The sequence below is a fragment of the Shewanella sp. KT0246 genome, assembly GCF_019654955.1.
GTDB lineage: Bacteria > Pseudomonadota > Gammaproteobacteria > Enterobacterales > Shewanellaceae > Shewanella > Shewanella goraebulensis.
This window is the reverse complement of the sequence record NZ_BPEV01000024.1, coordinates 46,259-64,594: the sequence shown is the minus strand read 5'-3', so window position 1 is coordinate 64,594 and position 18,336 is coordinate 46,259. Positions and strand designations below refer to the sequence as shown.

The 18,336-nt window shown below is 39.3% G+C and carries 19 protein-coding genes; 6 read left to right on the top strand and 13 right to left on the bottom strand.

The annotated features are described in order from the left end of the window. Positions 1 to 27: 27 nt before the first annotated feature. From atpE to mioC, 8 genes are all read right to left on the bottom strand, one after another. A complete protein-coding gene (gene atpE / locus K5Q58_RS13265; protein WP_012157432.1) occupies positions 28 to 285 on the bottom strand; it encodes a F0F1 ATP synthase subunit C in 258 nt (85 codons plus the stop codon). Between the two features lie 32 nt (positions 286 to 317). Further along, positions 318 to 1,139 (bottom strand): F0F1 ATP synthase subunit A, encoded by an 822-nt coding sequence (gene atpB, locus K5Q58_RS13260; protein WP_220754405.1) that lies wholly within the window; start codon positions 1,137 to 1,139, stop codon positions 318 to 320. 12 nt (positions 1,140 to 1,151) lie between these two features. Then, positions 1,152 to 1,535 carry an ATP synthase subunit I gene (locus K5Q58_RS13255; RefSeq protein WP_102529134.1) on the bottom strand — a complete coding sequence of 128 codons (384 nt, stop codon included), beginning with the start codon at positions 1,533 to 1,535 and terminating at the stop codon, positions 1,152 to 1,154. Positions 1,536 to 1,760: 225 nt separating this feature from the next. Continuing rightward, positions 1,761 to 2,654 (bottom strand): ParB/RepB/Spo0J family partition protein, encoded by an 894-nt coding sequence (locus K5Q58_RS13250; protein WP_220754404.1) that lies wholly within the window; start codon positions 2,652 to 2,654, stop codon positions 1,761 to 1,763. 15 nt (positions 2,655 to 2,669) lie between these two features. Beyond that, a complete protein-coding gene (locus K5Q58_RS13245; RefSeq protein WP_220754403.1) occupies positions 2,670 to 3,452 on the bottom strand; it encodes a ParA family protein in 783 nt (260 codons plus the stop codon). A gap of 57 nt (positions 3,453 to 3,509) precedes the next feature. Continuing rightward, complete coding sequence (gene rsmG, locus K5Q58_RS13240) at positions 3,510 to 4,133, bottom strand: 16S rRNA (guanine(527)-N(7))-methyltransferase RsmG (protein WP_220754402.1); 624 nt, start codon at positions 4,131 to 4,133, stop codon at positions 3,510 to 3,512. Positions 4,134 to 4,252: 119 nt separating this feature from the next. Continuing rightward, positions 4,253 to 6,142, bottom strand: a complete 1,890-nt coding sequence (gene mnmG / locus K5Q58_RS13235) for a tRNA uridine-5-carboxymethylaminomethyl(34) synthesis enzyme MnmG (protein WP_220754401.1) — start codon at positions 6,140 to 6,142, stop codon at positions 4,253 to 4,255. A gap of 475 nt (positions 6,143 to 6,617) precedes the next feature. Continuing rightward, complete coding sequence (mioC, locus tag K5Q58_RS13230) at positions 6,618 to 7,061, bottom strand: FMN-binding protein MioC (protein WP_220754400.1); 444 nt, start codon at positions 7,059 to 7,061, stop codon at positions 6,618 to 6,620. A 127-nt stretch (positions 7,062 to 7,188) separates the two neighbouring features. On the opposite strand from mioC, the gene K5Q58_RS13225 reads away from it, so the two are divergent. Next, the gene (locus tag K5Q58_RS13225) at positions 7,189 to 8,574 is read left to right on the top strand and encodes a sodium:alanine symporter family protein (protein WP_220754399.1); all 1,386 of its coding nucleotides are present in this window, start codon (positions 7,189 to 7,191) and stop codon (positions 8,572 to 8,574) included. Between the two features lie 62 nt (positions 8,575 to 8,636). Here the strand turns inward: K5Q58_RS13225 and K5Q58_RS13220 are convergent, their stop codons facing one another. Beyond that, on the bottom strand, positions 8,637 to 9,128 hold the full coding sequence (locus K5Q58_RS13220; protein WP_220754398.1) for a MarR family winged helix-turn-helix transcriptional regulator: 492 nt from the start codon (positions 9,126 to 9,128) through the stop codon (positions 8,637 to 8,639). 99 nt (positions 9,129 to 9,227) lie between these two features. Between K5Q58_RS13220 and K5Q58_RS13215 the strand changes: the two genes are divergently transcribed. After that, positions 9,228 to 10,430 carry a multidrug effflux MFS transporter gene (locus tag K5Q58_RS13215; protein ID WP_220754397.1) on the top strand — a complete coding sequence of 401 codons (1,203 nt, stop codon included), beginning with the start codon at positions 9,228 to 9,230 and terminating at the stop codon, positions 10,428 to 10,430. A gap of 201 nt (positions 10,431 to 10,631) precedes the next feature. Here the strand turns inward: K5Q58_RS13215 and fghA are convergent, their stop codons facing one another. Beyond that, entirely contained in the window at positions 10,632 to 11,468 is an 837-nt protein-coding gene (gene fghA, locus K5Q58_RS13210) for an S-formylglutathione hydrolase (RefSeq protein WP_308443238.1), read from the bottom strand. Between the two features lie 101 nt (positions 11,469 to 11,569). After that, positions 11,570 to 12,700 (bottom strand): S-(hydroxymethyl)glutathione dehydrogenase/class III alcohol dehydrogenase, encoded by a 1,131-nt coding sequence (locus tag K5Q58_RS13205; RefSeq protein ID WP_220754396.1) that lies wholly within the window; start codon positions 12,698 to 12,700, stop codon positions 11,570 to 11,572. Positions 12,701 to 12,829: 129 nt separating this feature from the next. Between K5Q58_RS13205 and K5Q58_RS13200 the strand changes: the two genes are divergently transcribed. The 3 genes from K5Q58_RS13200 (at position 12,830) to K5Q58_RS13190 (ending at position 15,816) form a co-directional block, all read left to right on the top strand. Continuing rightward, the gene (locus K5Q58_RS13200; RefSeq protein WP_220754395.1) at positions 12,830 to 13,705 is read left to right on the top strand and encodes a LysR substrate-binding domain-containing protein; all 876 of its coding nucleotides are present in this window, start codon (positions 12,830 to 12,832) and stop codon (positions 13,703 to 13,705) included. A gap of 211 nt (positions 13,706 to 13,916) precedes the next feature. Next, the gene (locus tag K5Q58_RS13195; RefSeq protein ID WP_220754394.1) at positions 13,917 to 15,437 is read left to right on the top strand and encodes a flavocytochrome c; all 1,521 of its coding nucleotides are present in this window, start codon (positions 13,917 to 13,919) and stop codon (positions 15,435 to 15,437) included. A gap of 25 nt (positions 15,438 to 15,462) precedes the next feature. After that, positions 15,463 to 15,816 (top strand): cytochrome c3 family protein, encoded by a 354-nt coding sequence (locus tag K5Q58_RS13190; RefSeq protein WP_220754393.1) that lies wholly within the window; start codon positions 15,463 to 15,465, stop codon positions 15,814 to 15,816. Positions 15,817 to 16,049: 233 nt separating this feature from the next. On the opposite strand, the gene K5Q58_RS13185 is transcribed toward K5Q58_RS13190, so the two are convergent. After that, positions 16,050 to 16,919 carry a LysR family transcriptional regulator gene (locus K5Q58_RS13185; protein WP_220754392.1) on the bottom strand — a complete coding sequence of 290 codons (870 nt, stop codon included), beginning with the start codon at positions 16,917 to 16,919 and terminating at the stop codon, positions 16,050 to 16,052. 134 nt (positions 16,920 to 17,053) lie between these two features. On the opposite strand from K5Q58_RS13185, the gene K5Q58_RS13180 reads away from it, so the two are divergent. After that, positions 17,054 to 17,701, top strand: coding sequence for a TetR/AcrR family transcriptional regulator (locus K5Q58_RS13180; protein ID WP_220754391.1), 648 nt, complete (start codon positions 17,054 to 17,056; stop codon positions 17,699 to 17,701). 25 nt (positions 17,702 to 17,726) lie between these two features. On the opposite strand, the gene K5Q58_RS13175 is transcribed toward K5Q58_RS13180, so the two are convergent. Then, positions 17,727 to 18,335, bottom strand: coding sequence for a PolC-type DNA polymerase III (locus tag K5Q58_RS13175; RefSeq protein WP_220754390.1), 609 nt, complete (start codon positions 18,333 to 18,335; stop codon positions 17,727 to 17,729). Position 18,336: the final 1 nt, after the last annotated feature.

The window sequence follows — 18,336 nt, the reverse complement described above, 5'->3', positions numbered from 1 at the left end:
AACGACAACTCCTTCTAAGGGGGGCGATTAGCCAGCTAATTGACCTAAGAATGGGTTAGCGAATACGAAGAATAATGCAACACCAACTGCAATCATTGAGATCGCATCAAGTAGACCAGCTACGATGAACATCTTAGTTTGTAATGCTGGAGCAAGTTCTGGTTGACGAGCTGAAGCTTCTAAGAATTTACCACCTAAGATAGCAAAACCAATACCAGTACCTAGCGCTGCTAAGCCAATCATGATCGCAACAGCTATTGCTGTAAAGCTAATTACAGTTTCCATTTTATCTCCGATAAATAACTAATTTTATTAAATTAATGTTCTTCATGTGCCATGCTTAGATATACAATCGTAAGCATCATGAAGATAAACGCCTGCAGCACAATAACCAAAATATGGAAAATAGCCCAAGGCACTGATAATGCAAACTGAGCCCACCAAGGCATCAGTGCTATCAGAATAAAGATCAACTCACCTGCATACAGGTTACCAAACAGACGAAGTGATAATGAAATCGGCTTCGCAATCAAAGTCACTGTTTCCAAAACTAAGTTTACTGGAATCAAAGACCAATGATTGAAAGGTTGTAAGGTCATTTCTTTTGTGAAACCACCAAATCCTTTTACTTTAATACTGTAAAAAACAATCAACGCGAACACGCTCAAGGCTAGACCAAGAGTTACGTTTAAGTCGGTTGTTGGTACAATTTTAAGGTAAGGAACACCTAAAAATCTGTTTGCGGCTTCAGGTACAAAGTCAACTGGAATTAAGTCCATTAAATTCATCAGGAAAACCCAGACAAAGATAGTCAGACCTAATGGTGCGATAACAGCGTTACGCCCATGAAATGAGTCTTTAACGATTTTATCTACACCTTCCACGCACATTTCAACGAAACATTGAAATTTGCCTGGAACGCCAGTTGTTGCTTTTTGTCCTACTTTGAAGAATGCCCACAAAAATAGAACCCCAAGACCTACTGAAAACAAAAGTGAGTCAATGTGCCAAGTCCAAAACCCGGCATCTTGACATGCATAGTTAAAAGCAATTCCGCCATCGGCAGAACACATTTTCGCATTAGTCAGGTGATGCTGGATATACTCGGAAGCAGTTAATGCTTCACCAGTTGTCGCCATGATTAATCTCACTTAATTTTGCTTGAAGTATAAAGGGGCTGTCCAAGGTATTAGTAATGCCAACAAATAACAGCTAAATAACGGCAAAAATGGCGTTTTTAGCATACCAAATGCGATGGCAAATAACACAATGGTTAGCAGCAACTTTACCGCTTCCCCCAAGAAAAACATCCAAACGACTTTTCCTGACGCTTTAGCTCCCGCATGAGAGAAAGCAAGGGTTGCGAATACAAAATTAGGGAGTACAGCAATAAGACCACCTGCTAAAGCAGATAAGCCATACTGAGCTCCCCACAGAGCGAAAAAGAAAATTGAAGTTCCCCCAGCTACCGCCGCCTGCAACAACACTATTCGATAGGCTGACCACCGGCCACGACGCGCTAAAACCTTACTCAATTTTGAATCTCCGCATTAGTACTTATTTTTCCACTGGGCCATTAATGTGATCATTAACAACTCAGACAGGAAAAAAAGCATGCAAAGTATACCTTTTCACACCTTGTTTGCAACTTTGATGAGAGGTTAAACAGTGATATTAGGCGTGATTTGGCTCTAAATTTCTAAAAAGTCAAAATTACGCCTTGTTACAAAGTTACTATTGAAATGACTTTGTTGGGGGATTTAGTGAATTTTGCTAAGTATTCCATCCAATTCAGCAAGATCTTGGTAGTTTATTACAATTTTACCTTTACCTTTACTGCCATGATTTATCGCCACTTTAGCACCTAACTTTTCAATTAACTGTTGCTCTAAGCGGGTTACATCATGATCTTTAGTTGGTTTTTCGGCTTCTTTAGTCGGATTTAGGGCTTTATTCACTAATCGTTCAGTTTCGCGAACTGTCATTTCTTTAGAAGCGACCAATCGAGCTAAATTAGTTTGCTCTTCACCTTCAATAGCAAGTAAAGCACGAGCATGACCCATGTCTATATCGCCATATTCTAATAAACGTTTAACAGGCTCATTTAAACTATTTAAACGTAATAAGTTAGAAACACTTGCTCTAGATTTACCTACAGCATCGGCAGTTTGTTGATGTGTTAATTCAAATTCTTCTAGTAATCGCTGTAATGCTATAGCTTCTTCCATAGCATTTAAGTCTTCACGTTGAATATTTTCAATTAAAGCGATGGCAACTGCTGACTCGTCCGGGACCTGTTTAACAATACATGGGACTTTGTCTAATTGAGCTATTTGCGATGCTCTCCAGCGGCGTTCACCTGCAATAATTTCATATTTTTCGGCATCAATTTTACGCACAACAATAGGTTGAATAACACCTTGTGATTTAATTGACTCCGCTAACTCTTCTAACGCTTCAGGTGACATGTCTTTACGCGGTTGATACTTACCTGACTGCAGTAAATCTAAATCGAGCATCAATAAGCCATCTTCCTTTGGCGCTTGGATTACTTCAGCTTCTGTTTGAGTCTGCTCAGTTTTTCGGCTCGCAGCGTTGCTATTACTTAACAAAGCATCCAAGCCCTTACCTAAACCGCGTTTTTTTAACGTCATTTTATTCCCTTACGCTTACTTAGATTCTGTTTGTTGCTCTGCGCGGCGAATGATTTCACCCGCTAAAGCTAAATAGGCTTTGGCACCAGCACTAGATTTATCGTAATACATTGCAGGAGCCCCAAAACTTGGCGCTTCAGCTAATCGAATATTGCGCGGGATCACTGTGCGGTAAACTTTTTCGCCAAAATGTTGTTTTAATTGATCAGATACATCATTTGATAATCTATTACGAGGATCATACATTGTTCGTAAGATCCCTTCGATGCTCAAGTTAGGATTAACCATAGCGCCTAACTTAGTTATGGTATCAATCAATGCTGTCAAGCCTTCTAAGGCATAGTATTCACATTGCATTGGCACTAACACTGAGTCAGCAGCCGACATGGCATTAACTGTCAGCATGTTCAGTGATGGCGGGCAATCAATAAAGATAAAATCATAATCATCTTTTACTTCTGCCAATGCATTTTTTAATCTAATTTCTCTGGCGAAAAACTCCATGAGTTTAATTTCAGCTGCGGTAACATCACCATTTCCTGCAATCAGATCATATTTGCCCGTCGTATCTTTAATGACTATTTCGGCAAAAGATTTTTCTTCGACAAGTAATTCGTAAGCGGTATTTTCAACTTCGTATTTATCAACACCACTCCCCATAGTGGCATTACCCTGTGGATCAAGATCGATTAACAGCACTTTGCGTTTTGTGGCCGCAAGCGAGGCTGCTAAATTAACACAAGTTGTTGTTTTTCCTACGCCACCTTTTTGGTTGGCTACGGCAATGATTTTACCCACGTGTTCACCCTAAGGACATATTTACGATGTCCGATAATATTTATTTTATTGCCAGCGTTATGATTTCTTCACTAGCTTTAACAGATGTCTTTGTTCATCTAACTTTGGCACTGTCAATGTGATGGTTTCTACTACATCAAATTCAGTTGGAATACTGGTTAATTCAGTTTCACTGAGTTGGCCTTTTAACGCATAAAATTGACCATTATCAGCAGGTAAGTGATGACACCAAGTCAACATATCTTCAATTGAGGCAAATGCACGGCTAATTACACCATCAAATTTTTGCTCAGGTTCATAAGCCTCAACACGGCTTTCAACTGAAGTAATGTTATTGATCTTTAATTCAAACTGAACCTGCTTTTGAAAACGGATCCGCTTTCCTAAACTGTCTAGAAGTACAAATTCTTTGTCAGGATTTAAAATAGCTAATGGGATCCCAGGTAAGCCTGGTCCAGTCCCAACATCAATGAATCTTTGTCCCTTAAGATAAGGAGAAACCACTAAACTGTCCATAACATGACGGATTAACATCTGTTCAGGATCTCTGACTGATGTCAGGTTATAGGCTTTATTCCATTTATTTAGCATGGTAACAAACCCAACCAATTGTTGCTGTTGAGTTTCTGTCGCTGAAATATTGGTTTCAGCTAGATATGTTTTAAGTTGATCGGCTAGCACGCTAAGTGACCTCTAAATCAAAGGGAATCATAAATCATCGGGTATTATGAATGGCAGAAATGACTAAGGGAAGCCTCAAAGCTTCCCTTATTGGTCAAAACACAACTTTTTACTGCGATTTATGCGCTTTTACGCAATAAACCACGTTTTTTAAGGTGAACCAACAAAATTGAAATAGCAGCTGGGGTCATTCCAGAGATCCGTGAAGCTTGACCAATGGTTTCTGGTTTATGCTCATTCATCTTAGCAATGACTTCATTAGATAAACCCGCCACCTCTTGATAATCGAGATCTAAAGGTAAACTTGTCGTTTCATGACGAATGGCTTTATCGATCTCGCCTTGCTGTCTTTGAATATAGCCAGAATATTTTACTTGAATTTGTACTTGCTCTGCAGCACGTGCATCTTCAATTGCAGGGCCAAAACCTTCTAAGCTCATGAGCTTCTTGTAATCCATTTCTGGACGGCGTAATAGATCTTCAAATGAAGCTTCACGAGAAATGGGTGTATTCAATTCAGGATTCAATACGTCTAACAGTGGAGAATTGTTGTGAACCCAATTACTGCGCAGGCGCTGCAGTTCAGTTTCAATAGATTCTCTTTTCTCGCTAAATTTTTGCCAGCGATCGTCATCAACCAAACCAAGTTCACGACCTTTTTCAGTTAAACGCAAATCAGCATTATCTTCACGAAGTAGTAAACGATATTCTGCACGACTGGTAAACATTCTGTATGGCTCTTTTGTGCCTAAAGTTGATAAATCATCAACTAACACACCAATGTATGCTTGATCGCGTCTCGGACACCAAACCTCTTTACCTTGAACTTGTAAAGATGCGTTCATGCCAGCTAATAAGCCTTGAGCTCCCGCCTCTTCATAACCTGTTGTACCATTGATTTGTCCAGCAAAGAACAAACCATCAATATTTTTAGTTTCTAATGAATTTTTAAGGTCTCTTGGATCAAAATAATCATATTCAATGGCATAACCAGGACGAATGATCTCTGCGTTTTCCATACCTTGAATTGATCTGACTAAATTTAACTGAACATCAAAAGGCAAACTAGTTGAGATCCCATTTGGATAGATCTCATTGGTGGTTAGTCCTTCTGGTTCAATAAAGATTTGATGTGAAGTTTTGTCTGCAAAACGATTAATTTTATCTTCGATCGATGGACAATATCTTGGACCAATACCTTCAATAACTCCTGAATACATTGGGCTACGATCAAGTCCACCACGAATAATATCGTGAGTTTTTTCATTGGTATGAGTGATAAAACAAGAGACTTGCTCTGGGTGTTGCTCAACATCACCAATAAACGACATGACTGGTAACGGATCATCACCTTTTTGCTCTTGCATTTTATCAAAATCAATCGTGTTGGCATCGATTCTCGGTGGTGTACCCGTTTTAAGACGCCCAACACGGATTGGTAATTCTTTTAACCGATTTGCTAGTGCAATTGCTGGTGGATCACCAGCGCGGCCACCGCTGTAATTTTCTAATCCAATATGGATTTTACCACTGAGGAAGGTACCCGTTGTTAATACAACACTTGGAGATTCAAATGCTAATCCCATTTGAGTCACTACACCAATAACTCTATTATTTTCAACAACTAAGTCATCTACAGCTTGTTGGAAAATTCGTAAGTTAGGTTGATGCTGGAGAATTTGCTGAATTTTTTGACGGTAAAGCGCTCGGTCAGCTTGAGCACGAGTGGCTCTTACTGCTGGGCCTTTGCTTGAGTTTAAGGTTCTAAATTGAATACCTGCGAAGTCAGTGGCTGTTGCCATTGCACCACCCAAAGCATCAATTTCTTTAACTAAATGACCTTTACCAATTCCGCCTATGGCTGGGTTACAAGACATTTGTCCGAGGGTATCAATATTGTGAGTCAGTAAGAGGGTTTTAGATCCCATTCTTGCTGCTGCAAGTGCCGCTTCAGTTCCGGCATGACCACCACCAACAACAATAACATCAAACCGTTCATGAAAATGCATTTTGTAACCTTGGGTAAAAGTAATTTTTCTAATTTACAGTTAAATCTGAATTTAGATCGAAAGAGTGTTTCAGCCGAGTATTTTAGCACTTGCTTTGCCTTTCGGGAATGATCAATTTTCTCATTTTGATCAGACACGCTTCGCTTAATAGATCTTAAGATCTTTAAATAGATCTTTTTATTACTGTTACTATTAGGATCGAGGTTTTCTGTGGAAAAGCCTATTTTTCTTTTATAATCATAAGTTAATGCTAAAACGATCCTGTGATCTAACTGCGATCAGTTTCAATATAACTTGGGGATAGATCGGCTAGTTATCCACAGGGGTGATCTTTAACAAGATCAGGTGTGGATCAATACAAAGTTATGATCGGATAAAATAATAGCTTATCCACATAGTTATCTTTCTAATTAACTTATTGTGGATAAGATTAGATCATATTGTGGGTATAAATGAAGATATTAACTAAATTTTACTAAGTAATAATTGTTTGCCACTCAGATAACCAAGCTAAAGCAGCGTCTTCAGGCACAGGATCCATTTGTACATCAATCTGGATCTTATTCACAATGGGTTGTGCATTCAAAAGATCTAGTTGAAAAATTATTTTTTCAGGGCCTTGGCAAAAAGTATCGTAACTTGAGTCACCAATGGCACATAAAGCATATTTCACTGAGTTAAGATCGTCTTTAGTTGCGATCAGTTGCTGATAAAATGGTTCAATATTGTCTGGAAGATCACCAGCTCCGTGTGTAGAACACACGATTAACCACAGTGAATTTCGGTCTAAATCTGCTAGATCTGGTGTTAAATGTATCTGGATTTGATGACCTAAATCGGTCAGTTGAGCTGCCATATCATCAGCAACATATTCGGTTCCGCCTTGTGTCGTACCGACTAATATCTCTACTTTTGCCATGCTATTACCTTAATTTTGGCCACTATTAGCCATAGTTTAAGTCATAGTTTACGCAGATTTGTCATTGCACAAAGCGGTTTTTGTCCGTATTTTCAAAGATAACTTTTAACAAACCTGTAACTTACCTATGTCTCTTGTTTCTATTACGGCTGAAATTGCTGATTTAGCATGGGGACCACACATGTTGGTTCTTTTAGTCGGTGGTGGCCTATTTTTCCTTATTTATTCTAGGTTTATCCCATTTCGTTATATCGGTCATGCTATCAATATTGTGCGTGGAAAATACCCTGATAAAGGCGCTGAAGGTCATATTACTCATGCCGGTGCACTGTCCAGTGCTATGGCTGGAACCGTTGGTATGGGCAATATTGGCAGTGTTGCTGTGGCTATTATGGTGGGTGGTCCTGGTGCCATTTTTTGGATGTGGATCAGTGCCATCGTCGGAATGGCAACCAAATTCTTTACCTGTACTTTAGCTATTATGTATCGAGGCAAAGATGAAAATGGTGATGTGCAAGGTGGCCCTATGTACATTATTACTCAAGGGTTATCTAAAAAGTGGCACTTTTTAGCTGTCTTCTTTTGTGTTGTAGGTCTAGTGGGTAACTTTCCATTATTTAACTCCAATCAACTGGTACAGATTATTCGTGAATGGCTAATTGTAAAACCAGGATATTTTCCAGCTAATGAATCTACTTTTTGGATCGATTTATCACTAGGTATCGTTGTTATGCTGATTGTTGCTAGCGTTATTTTAGGCGGGATCAAACGTATTGCATCTGTGGCATCAAAGGTGGTGCCATTGATGATCCTTATTTATATGAGCTGTGCTTTTTATGTTATTGCGACTCATATAACTGAAATACCTCATTACTTTGCATTAATTTTTACTGAGGCTTTTTCATTAAACTCTGTTGGGGGCGGCATATTAGGTACGATGCTAATTGGTATTCGCCGCGCAGCTTTTTCAAATGAAGCGGGTATTGGTACCGAAGTGATGGCTCATGGTAGTGCGAGAACTAATGAACCTGTTAAAGAAGGCCTTGTCGCTATGCTTGGTCCTGCCATTGACACTTTGTTAGTTTGTACTGCAACAGCAATGATCATCTTAATTTCTGGGGTTTGGCAAACAGGTGAAGCGCAAGGTGTTAATTTATCTGCCCAAGCGTTTGAAATGACAATGCCAGGAGTAGGGCCTTATTTATTGATATTGTGTGTGGTGTTTTTCAGTATCAGTACCATTTTTACTCAAGCTTTTTATGGTGGCCAGTGTTTTGCTTTTTTATTTGGTCGTCAAAGGTTACGTTTATATCAGTACTTTTTCTTGTGTGCGATTTTATTTGCAGCAACGGCAAGCATTCAAGAAATCGTTAATATTATTGATGCGGCATATGCCTTAATGGCTATTCCGACGATGACGTCTGCTATTTTACTTGCGCCAAAGGTGAGGGCAGAATCTAAACGTTACTTTGCTAAACTTGCCAATAAGTCACTGACTACAAATCATCATTAATGAATGGAAATACATCAAATGTCAGCTAACATTTAGCTGGCATTTTTTATTGATGCTAAGTGTTAATTCCAACTCAATAGTAGTTTACTGAGTAGTTTATCTAACTGTTTTATCTCATCTTCTGACAAAATTGCTAATTTTTTTCGTTCATTTTTATGAAGCTCAACGATGATAGCGTCAACCAGTTCTTTTCCCATTGGTGATAACTTAACCAGCTTGCTACGCTTGTCGTCAGGATTATCAAGTCTTTCTATTAGCTCAGCTTGCTTCATCCTGTTTAGTACTTTTGTTAAACCGCCTGAACTGAATAGTAGAGAGTGATAAAGGGTGGTTGGTGACAAACAATAAGGTTCGCCACTTCTTCTCAAGGTTGCCAGAATACCGAAGTCTGCACCTTGTATTTGGTAATGACCTAATAGCTCTTCGAGATCTGTTCTGATGTGATGATGAGCTCTGAGCAATTTAAGAATCGACGGAGAAATATGGTCGTATGCTTCAGGCCAATTAATTTTTGTTGATTGTAAAATGCTATCGACACTTTCCTGTTTTGGCAAAATCTATTCATTTAATCAGTGGGTGTTGCAAGTAATATATCTTGCTAGAAAGGTAAAATCTAGCTAGTATCTTTCTGGAAAGATACTTTAGAGGTGTAAATGCAACAATCCATATCTAAAAGCTTAATTCTGTTACTTGCTGCTGTTTTTGCGATGACTCCATACGCTATCGATAGTTATCTGCCAGCGATTCCAATCATTGCAACTGATTTCAATGTCGATACTTCTTTGATTGCGATTACCGTCAGCATGTATGTTTTCGGGATGGCAATTGGTCAGTTAGTCGGCGGACCACTATCTGATAAATTTGGCCGTCAGCCAATCATGTCATTAGGTTTACTGGTGTTTGGTGTATGCAGTCTAGTGTTAGCTTTAGTCGATTCTTTGGAGTTTTTTTGGCTTTGGCGTTGCTTGCAATCGATTGGCGGCGGCATGGCTGTTGTCGTTGTACCTGCCACTATTCGTGATAATGCTGAAGGAAAAGAAGCGGCGAAAGTATTCTCACTTGTGATGCTAATTATGATGATAGCCCCTTCTATTGCACCCGCTATTGGTACCTTAATCATGAAAATATCCAGCTGGCACTGGATTTTCTTATCATCTGCTATTTTCGCATTCCTTGTGGCAATCTGTGCATTTTTTGTTATGCCAAAGCATATAAAGGCTAGTGATACCATGCCTAGCACTAGCTTTAAAAGTGTTCTTAAGTTCAAACCTGCACGGGGATATTTAATTGCACAAGTGTTTTCTTATGCGCTATTAATCACATTTATTACCAATGCACCTTTTGCTTATTTAGTTAAGTTTGGTGTTAGCGAAACGCTCTTTTCAGGGCTATTTATTGCTAATGTTGTGGGAATTGTGATTATTAATCGTTTAAATGCCTATTTGCTTAATCGTTATGACGCAGAGCAAATGCTGTTGGCATTTTTAGGGCTAAAAGTGTTCGGTGGATTTGTTTTGTTCAGCTCAATTTTGATTATGCCAAATAATCTATGGTTTGCTGTTTCTGGCTTTGTTATCTGTATGGCGGCGACAGGTGGGACAATATCTAATGCAAGCGTTGGCTTTTTAAAGCACTTTGGTAAAAGTGCTGGTACTGCTTCTGCGTTAATGGGATCTATGCAGTTTTTCATCGGTGCAATTATTAGTGGAATAACAGCATTACTGTTGAAAGATGCTTTATGGCCCATGGTGCTGATTATGTTTGGATGTTCGGTGGTTGCACTTTTAGCGACATTAAAGGCTAATGCACTTAACAGAAAAATGACTGAGACAAAGATGAGTTATTGCGTTAATTAGTCTTTCTATGAAGTTATTTTCTTCATTATCTATGTGCGTTAATGCCTATATAAAAGCCTCAATGTTATTCACATTGAGGCTTTTTACAATCTTTATAAGGTTGCTATTTCTATTTTGAAAGTCTAACTATGTTTCACATGAAACAATGACCTATTTTTTTTAGGCAAAGGCTCATTGATCATTTTCGTTATAGCTTTCTACTTATAAATACTTTGCATGGAACCTTAAATGGTCTTCGATAAAACTACTAATAAAATAGTAGCTATGATCGTAGCCTTCTTGCATGCGCAAGGTTAAAGGGTATTCCTGTTCTTTAGCAACATCGATTAAGGCTTGTGGTTTTAACTGCTCAGCTAAGAAGCTGTCATCGCTACCTTGGTCCACCAGCATAGGAACAGAGGCTTGAGTAAGCTTCATTAATTCCGTGCTGTCATATTCAAGCCAATCTTGTTTATCTGTACCTAGATAACCATTAAAAGCCTTTTGTCCCCAAGGGCAATTAATAGGATTACAAATCGGACTGAATGCTGAGATTGACTGATAACGCTGCGGATTTTTAAGACCGATACTGATAGCACCATGACCGCCCATTGAGTGACCACTTATGCTGCGCTGCTGAGAAACAGGAAAGTGTTGTTCAATGAGTTCTGGCAACTCGTTCACAACGTAGTCATACATTTGATAATGGGTATTAAAAGGGGCTTGAGTCGCATTGACATAAAAACCTGCGCCTAGACCAAAATCATAAGCACCTTCGCTGTCGTCTGCGACATTCTCACCACGTGGGCTAGTATCAGGAGCGACAATTGCGATACCCAGTTCCGCTGCTATACGTTGAATACCTGATTTTTGCATAACATTTTCATCTGTACAGGTTAAACCTGATAACCAATAAAGCACAGGCACTTTTTGTGATGCTGCTTGAGGTGGTAAATAAATAGCAAAACGCATACTGCAATTAACGGTGGTTGAAATGTGGGTGTATTGCTTTAACCAGCCGCCAAATGCTTTATTACTGCTGATATTTTCAATGGTCATTCGAGATCCTATAAGCGGCATGCTATTGAATTAGAATTTGATTTATACCTTGTCCATAATTTTAACTATGGACAAGGTTTTAAATTGATCTGAAGAAAAGTTTACTTATCGAAATGAATGACTGTACGGATGCTCTCACCGTTATGCATGAGATCGAAAGCATCGTTGATCCCTTCAAGTCCCATGGTATGAGTAATGAAATGATCTAATTTAAATTCACCATTTAAGTATTGTTCTACAATACCTGGTAATTCACTACGACCTTTAACACCACCAAAAGCGCTACCTTTCCAAACTCGGCCTGTCACTAATTGGAATGGACGGGTTGAGATTTCTTGGCCTGCACCAGCAACACCAATGACCACTGACTCGCCCCAGCCTTTATGACAACATTCTAGCGCGCTGCGCATGACATTAACGTTACCAATACACTCGAATGAGAAATCAACACCGCCATCAGTTAACTCAACAATGACATCTTGAATTGGTTTGTCGTAGTTTTTAGGGTTAATGCAATCTGTCGCACCAAGTTTAGTGGCTAGCTCAAATTTAGATTCATTTAAGTCAATACCGATAATGCGTGATGCACCAGCCATGGTTGCGCCAATTATGGCCGATAAACCAATGCCACCTAAACCAAAAATAGCCACCGTATCGCCTTTTTGAACTTTAGCGGTATTCAGCACAGCACCCATACCGGTTGTGACACCACAACCTAATAAACAGACTTCTTCTAATGGGGCATCTTTATTCACTTTTGCAAGCGAGATCTCAGGTAATACGGTGTACTCGGAGAATGTTGAACAACCCATATAATGGAAAATTGGCTCACCATCTTTATAAAAGCGAGTAGTACCATCAGGCATTAAGCCTTTACCTTGGGTCTCACGTACTGCGCTACATAGGTTGGTTTTACCTGATGTACAGAACTTACATTTGCCACATTCTGCGGTGTAAAGAGGAATAACATGGTCACCGACTTTAACGCTGGTGACTCCTTCACCGACCATTTCAACAATCCCGCCACCTTCATGACCCAGAATTGCCGGGAAAACACCTTCTGGATCATCACCTGATAGGGTAAATGCGTCAGTATGACAAACACCCGAAGCGATAATCTTTACCATCACTTCTCCCGCTTTCGGGTACATAACATCAACTTCTTCAACGGATAAAGGTTGACCTGGTCCCCACGCTACAGCGGCTTTTGATTTAATAAATTGAGCTGACATTATGTTTGTCCTTATTGAAGATGGGTTATAAATTTTATCTACTCAGTGTAGATCATTATTCTATTGTATTTATTTTCTGTCAGTTGATAATAAGCTTAAATAGTAAATGACTTTTACGAGAGAGTAATAATGCTGCCATGGGAAGGAGTTTATGAATTTGTCGCAGTGGCTGAAACTGACAGTTTTACCTCGGCGGGAAAGCGTTTGTCTATTTCAACCGCGCAAGTTAGTCGCCAAATTAGTCAGATTGAAAATAGATTAAATACTAAACTTTTTTATCGCACTACTCGAAAAGTGTCACTTACTGAAGAAGGCCAAGTGTTTTATCGCCATTGCAGACAAGTGATTGATGGCCTTGAAGAGGCTGAGCGTGCCATTAGTAGTTTGCAAAATAAACCTCAGGGGCTAATTAAACTGACAGCACCTGTGACTTATGGTGAGAAGTTTATTATGCCGGTTGTGACTGACTATATGCAGCAATACCCTGATGTCGAAGTAATTTGTGAATTAACAAACAGGCAACTAGATTTAGTTGAGGGTGGTTATGATTTAGCTATTCGTTTAGGCCGATTACCAGACTCTAGTATGATGGCAAAGCGACTAACCAGTCGTGAGCAATTTGTGTGTGCTGCACCTGAGTATATTAATCGTTTTGGTGCGCCATATTCTTTATCGGAACTCAGTCAGCATAATTGTTTAATTGGTTCTCAATCACATTGGCACTTTAATGAATCAGGTAAAAACAGAAGTATTAAAGTGCAGGGTAATTTGCAATGCAGTAGCGGCATTAGTTTGCTTGATGCGGCATTAAAAGGTTTGGGGATTGTGCAATTACCTGGTTACTACGTTAAGCAAGCAATTAGCGAGAATAAACTAAAGGTGTTATTGGCCTCTTTCCAGCAAGAAAAAGAAGGTATTTGGGCTTTGTATCCTCAAAACCGTCACTTATCACCAAAAGTCAGATTATTGGTCGATAAATTAACAGAGTGTCTTTCTCAAAAGTAACTTAAGCCGTTCATTTAATTTTTTAGATAGCCAGCGTTTTGGAATTGATTCCAAATCGTTAGCATACGGCTATATTTGATTAAAATATGCGCTATGGTTCATTTCTGTAAATATACCTATTTAGATATAATTAAACCTTGGTAGATTCCCTTTTTGGAATTGATTCCATCTTTATGATGAAGGAGTCAATTTAAACAAAGGGTGATGACCTATGAGTAATGTAGATCTGTTAGGACGCCGTAAATTTATCGCAGGGTTAGGTGCAGCAGCAGGTGCTGCAATGGTAGCTCCAGCGATGGCTGTTTCTGAAAAAGCGGACGGTGTTAAGTGGGATAAAGAAGTTGAAATCGTTATTATTGGTTCTGGTTTTGCTGGCTTAGCTGCAGGGATTGAGGCAACAAAACTAGGTGCAAAAGATGTACATATTTTTGAAAAAATGTCTTACTTTGGTGGTAATTCAGCGATTAATGGTGGCTTATTTGCTGCGCCAGGAACGCCAATGCAATCTAAAGAAGGCGTAAAAGATTCTGTTGATCGCATGGTCGCTGATCAAATGGCTGCTGGACGTGGTATTGCCGATGAAGCACTACTTCGCCATGTTGCTGAGCATGCAATGGAAGCATTACAAATGACTTTTGATGCGGGCTCTGAGTACCATCCATACTTGCAACAGCTTGGTGGTCACTCTGTTGCACGTACTTATCAAACAACCGTGAGTTGTGGTGCAGGTATCACTCAACCGTTATTACATAAGTGTCGTGAATTGGGGGTTCATACTCATAACCGTTCTAAGTTTGAAGGTTTCTTGATTGGTGATAACGGCGAAGTACTTGGCGTTAAAATGCGAGACAACTACCACTTTGATGAAGACCAGCCAGGTAAAGTTATTAATATTCGCGCTAAACGTGGTGTGATTATGGCGACAGGTGGTTTTGCTCAAAACGTTAATCTTCGTATGGCGCAAGATCCAACGTTAACCTCTGAAGTAGGTTGTACCAATGCTCCTGGTGCTACAGGCGAAGGCATGTATGAAATGTTCCGCTTAGGTGCCGTACCTGTTCATTTAGCGCATATTCAATCTGGCCCTTGGGCATCACCTGATGAAGGTGGTTTTGGTTACGTGTCTAACTACTCAATTTACAATTTCCCACATTCAATTGCGATTAACCGTTTAACGGGTAAACGCTTTATGAACGAAATTGCTGACCGTAAAACTCGTGCTGATGCCGAGCTTGCATGTCGTGATGAACAAGGAAATGCGCTACCTCCAATCTTAATCACCAGTTATAAGGATTCTAAAAAGCATCCTAATACTAAGAAAGTCATTAAGTACAATGTGGGTTGGAAGTTTGATTCTATTGAAGAACTTGCCTCTCATTTTAAAGTGCCAACTAAAGCACTTAAAACGCAAATTGAAGAATATAACCAGTACGTTAAGTCAGGTGAAGATACTCAATTTGGTAAGAATATGACCAAGGCGAAAGACAAGTACATTGAAGCACCGTTTACCGTTGTTCGTTTATGGCCAAAAGTGCATTACTGCCAAGGTGGTGTGCAAATTACAACTAAAGCAGAAGTAAAAGACAGCTTTACTGGTAATCCTATTGCTGGTTTATATGCCGCAGGTGAAGTGTGTGGTGGTATTCATGGTGTCAGTCGTTTAGGTAGTTGTTCTATTCCTGAATGTATGGTCATGGGAATGACAGCCGCCCGCAGCATGATGAAAGTTTAGTCCCAAAACACAAGAGGAATTATTGATGAACACATTAAAGATGATGCTTGCATTGGGATTACTTTGCTTAAGTAGTGCGACAGTTCAAGCCGTAGAAATTAGAGATCACCATCAGGAAGTTATCGGAAAAGATTGTAAGGCATGTCATGACAATGGCATCAAGCAATTTCCATCTGATCAAGCTTGTCAGCAATGTCACGATGTTGATGAATTAGCTGAAACAACAGCACGTAGTGAAGAAGACAAGTGGCAGAATCCGCACAATAACTTACATTACGGTAAAGAGTTACCTTGTCAGGAGTGTCATGGTGAGCATAAAGCTAAAGAGCCTATCTGTAGCGATTGCCATACGTTCAAATACGACAAACATAAAAAGTAAATACGATATTTTAAGTCAGTATTAAAAGTGGCTTAATGCATTGGTTGTTTGTTTTCCCCTTTCAATTAATAGCGTAGTCACTTTTTGATAAGCCTCTAACTTAATAGTTAGGGGCTTTTTTTATCGATTGAATATAGACATATGATCAAAACTACGCGTAATTTCTATCAGCTATAGAAAAGTAAAAAGCCAACTTACTTAAGTTGGCTTTTAGTCTGATGCACAATAGATAATTAGCTATCAGCAACTTCTGCTAAGTTTTCAACATTGGCTTTAATTAACGAGATCAGTTGTTGAGTTGCATCTGTTTGGGTATCTGGGTTCAGATAAAGCGCTTCATTAAAGACAGGTAAAATGGGAAGTCCATGTTCAACCGGATCTAATATCTGCATTTTATCGCTAATACGAAATTCAGCGACTGGTGCGATGGTTAGATCATTTTCAACCGCCATGCACAAGGCTTGCGGTGAAGGAGTTGATAGCAGCACATTGATCGAGCGCATAGTCAGTTGATGATTAGCAAATACTTGGGCACGAATAGGGCAGTTTTCTGGATATAATGCCATTGGAATCACGCTACGTTTGTGAGCATTACCATTTTTGGCAGCAACCCAATGAAAGCGTCGTTCAAATAACAATTCCCCATTTGCTGGTGTTTGCCAATGAGTCGCTACAATGACATCAAATTCGCCTTGTTGTAAGCGCTTATATAAATTACCGCTAACGTCAGTATCAATCACCAGCTCTATGCGGGTAAATTCACGAATAAATTCTAATAAACAGCTGCTCAAGTAACGTTTTATATAATCAGTTGGGACACCAAGTCGAATGATTTCTCGATTTTGGCAATCCTTTAAGTCATCTAAAGCCTTTGAGTTTAGTTGCATCATTTTATAGGCGTAGTTAAGCAAAGTTACACCTGAGTCGGTAAGTGTAACACCTTTGTTATCGCGGATTAATAATGGCTGCCCAACACTTTCTTCAAGCTTTTTAATTTGCAGACTTAATGCTGATTGAGTCCGGCAAATCTGTTCTGCAGCTTTTGAAAGGTTGCCATTTTCGGCTACCGCGATGAAGCTTTCTAGTAATTCAATTTTTAACATTGGCTTTAGATAATCTGGCTATTGAGATTGATCATAGTGGTATCAGTATTACTTAATATCGAGAACGTAAAAAGCTTGTTATTGTGTGAATGTGAACTGATAACATATTTTTCAATCAAAGTAAGGGATACATCATGAGTACTTGGCAGCAAAGAGGAGAATACCTAGTTGAAGTATCTCAGCGTTGTTTAAAAGGACGTAAAACATTTGATTTATGTCGTTCTCATTTAGTTCAAGCTAGCCAGATATCTAAAGGGACTATTTATAACCATTTCCCTAGCGAGGTTGATTTAATGGTAGCGGTGGCAATTAATGACTTAAATCGTTGGAATGCTCAGGCTGAACTTGATGAACAACATTATCAAGACCCGCTTATTCAGTTTTTAGCTCATCAATGTTGGCGTTTACACGATACCTTAGTTAATAAAACCTTCGTCATTGAAAGAGTCATGCCTAATTCTGATGTTTTATCTCAAGCGAGTGAGGTATATCAGTTAGCTTATCAGCAAAGTTACGATGCTTACTCTGTATGGTTTCATAGCATGATTGCAAAAATAGGGAAGGTTGAAGGATTTAATCGCGATGAATTAGTGCTTAGCTATTTACGTGGTGCAATGATTAATTGTGATGATGCCGATAAAGACGGTAATGATGTCCAGTTATATTACCAGTACTGCTATGCCATTGTTCAGTTGTTAGGGCACTCAGATAAAAGGTTACCTGCGATTACTAAATTTAAAGAATGGTTAAGTAGCATGCCGCAACAGCAATCGGCGGCATAATAAACTTAATTACTTTGTTGAAAGGTTATTGTGCTAAAAAGGCCATGACTTTCGCCTTTGGCATACCTGTAATTTTTTGAATTTTATCAAAAGTCACAGCTTGCTGAGGTTGGTGTAGTTTAATTGTTTCAAGCTGGTGGAGCCATAAATGACCCGTCATCGTGGCATCGGCTAACGCACGGTGAAAAACACCATTATTGGGGAGTTGGTGGTAATCAACCAAGGTTCCGAGCTTATGGTTTGGCGCATCTTGACTTATTCTGCGAGACAGCAATAAAGAGCAAGCAAACTGACCTGAGTATTGGTGATTAATTCGCTGAAACTCGGCATCTAAAAATTTCTTATCAAAGCTGGCGTTATGGGCTACAAGGTTGAAGTCTCCAATAAAATCAGCAAACCGCGCCATGACAGTTTCGCAGTTATCGGCTGTTTGCAGCATTTGATTGCTAATACCTGTGTAGTTTTCAATAAAACTATTTACCCGACATCCTGGGTTCATTAATTCTTGAAACGATTCAACCACTTCACCATCAACCAGTTTAACTGCACCAATTTCAATGGCTCTATCAGCGTTATCAGGTGATAAGCCGGTGGTTTCGAAATCGAGTACGATGACGGTATTTGCTAAACTCATA

What these genes read in the sequence shown, in the direction of transcription:
- K5Q58_RS13175 (WP_220754390.1), bottom strand. Translation starts at nt 18,335, where the DNA reads ATGAGTTTAGCAAATACCGTCATCGTACTCGATTTCGAAACCACCGGC.
- mioC (WP_220754400.1), bottom strand. Translation starts at nt 7,061, where the DNA reads ATGGCAAAAGTAGAGATATTAGTCGGTACGACACAAGGCGGAACCGAA.
- atpE (WP_012157432.1), bottom strand. Translation starts at nt 285, where the DNA reads ATGGAAACTGTAATTAGCTTTACAGCAATAGCTGTTGCGATCATGATT.
- K5Q58_RS13180 (WP_220754391.1), top strand. Translation starts at nt 17,054, where the DNA reads ATGAGTACTTGGCAGCAAAGAGGAGAATACCTAGTTGAAGTATCTCAG.
- K5Q58_RS13185 (WP_220754392.1), bottom strand. Translation starts at nt 16,919, where the DNA reads ATGTTAAAAATTGAATTACTAGAAAGCTTCATCGCGGTAGCCGAAAAT.
- K5Q58_RS13195 (WP_220754394.1), top strand. Translation starts at nt 13,917, where the DNA reads ATGAGTAATGTAGATCTGTTAGGACGCCGTAAATTTATCGCAGGGTTA.
- K5Q58_RS13225 (WP_220754399.1), top strand. Translation starts at nt 7,189, where the DNA reads ATGTCTCTTGTTTCTATTACGGCTGAAATTGCTGATTTAGCATGGGGA.
- atpB (WP_220754405.1), bottom strand. Translation starts at nt 1,139, where the DNA reads ATGGCGACAACTGGTGAAGCATTAACTGCTTCCGAGTATATCCAGCAT.
- K5Q58_RS13205 (WP_220754396.1), bottom strand. Translation starts at nt 12,700, where the DNA reads ATGTCAGCTCAATTTATTAAATCAAAAGCCGCTGTAGCGTGGGGACCA.
- K5Q58_RS13215 (WP_220754397.1), top strand. Translation starts at nt 9,228, where the DNA reads ATGCAACAATCCATATCTAAAAGCTTAATTCTGTTACTTGCTGCTGTT.
- fghA (WP_308443238.1), bottom strand. Translation starts at nt 11,468, where the DNA reads ATGACCATTGAAAATATCAGCAGTAATAAAGCATTTGGCGGCTGGTTA.
- K5Q58_RS13250 (WP_220754404.1), bottom strand. Translation starts at nt 2,654, where the DNA reads ATGACGTTAAAAAAACGCGGTTTAGGTAAGGGCTTGGATGCTTTGTTA.
- K5Q58_RS13190 (WP_220754393.1), top strand. Translation starts at nt 15,463, where the DNA reads ATGAACACATTAAAGATGATGCTTGCATTGGGATTACTTTGCTTAAGT.
- K5Q58_RS13200 (WP_220754395.1), top strand. Translation starts at nt 12,830, where the DNA reads ATGCTGCCATGGGAAGGAGTTTATGAATTTGTCGCAGTGGCTGAAACT.
- mnmG (WP_220754401.1), bottom strand. Translation starts at nt 6,142, where the DNA reads ATGCATTTTCATGAACGGTTTGATGTTATTGTTGTTGGTGGTGGTCAT.